General features: G+C 80.3%; 2 protein-coding genes. Both read right to left on the minus strand.

Annotated elements, in window-relative coordinates; translation table 11 throughout:
- The coding region (locus ACYVI6_RS18770; RefSeq protein ID WP_460447797.1) for an alpha/beta hydrolase at positions 1–475 on the minus strand (475 nt) is incomplete at its 3' end.
- Positions 472–864, minus strand: a 393-nt coding sequence (locus ACYVI6_RS18775) for an alpha/beta hydrolase family protein (protein ID WP_460447798.1), incomplete at its 5' end; no start/stop codon positions are given. The genes ACYVI6_RS18775 and ACYVI6_RS18770, both read right to left, overlap by 4 nt.

Raw genomic sequence — 864 nt, forward strand, 5'->3', positions numbered from 1 at the left:
GCCGGTGCCGGGCGGCCAGCCACAGCGCGAGGGCGCCGCCGGCCGAGTGCCCCACGGCGACCACCCGGTCGAGCGGCGGCGCGTGCTCGGCCGCGACGTCGAGCAGCTCGTCGGCGCCCGTCGCGACGTCGGTGAAGGTGCCGGGCCAGCCGCCGCCGCGGCCGACCGCCCGGTAGTCGAGGTTCCACACCGCCCAGCCGGCCGCGGCCAGGTCGTCGGCGCAGCGGTCCTCGAGGTGCAGGTCGTAGCCGGGCTGCCAGTACCCGCCGTGCACCAGCAGCACGACGCACCGCGCGGTGCCGTCGGGCAGCAGCAGCCGCGCGACCTGCGCCCGGTCGCGGCCGTAGGCGTGGGTGCTCGACCGCACGCCCGCGGGCCGGTCGGACGACGGGCCGCGGCCGCACCCGCCGAGCAGGCCGGCGAGACCCGCCGCACCGAGGAGGCCGCCGCCGAGCAGGGTGCGCCGTGTCGTCACCCCGCTGCTTCGGTGTCGAGCCAGTCCCGGACTGCCCGCCACGCCGGGTGTCCCGGCACGACGACGTCCCCGTGGTCGGTGCCCGGCTGCACGACGAGCCGCACGCGGTCGCCGGCGGCGCGGGCGGCAGCGGCGTACTCGGTGGCCAGCCACACCGGGAGCACCGGGTCGGCGGTGCCGTGCGTCACCAGCAGCGGGACGCCGACCGGCAGCAGCGCCCCCGGGTCGGCCACCGCGTAGCGCCCGGGCACCTGGTCGGGCGTGCCGCCGAGCAGGTCGGGGAACGCCGAGCCACCGAGCCGGGCGCGCCGGAACCCGGCCTCCAGCAGCGTGACGCCGGCCAGGCTGGCCGCGGCGGTCGGCCGCAGCCGCGGCGCCGCACCGACCGC

The sequence above is a fragment of the Angustibacter aerolatus genome (assembly GCF_054776675.1).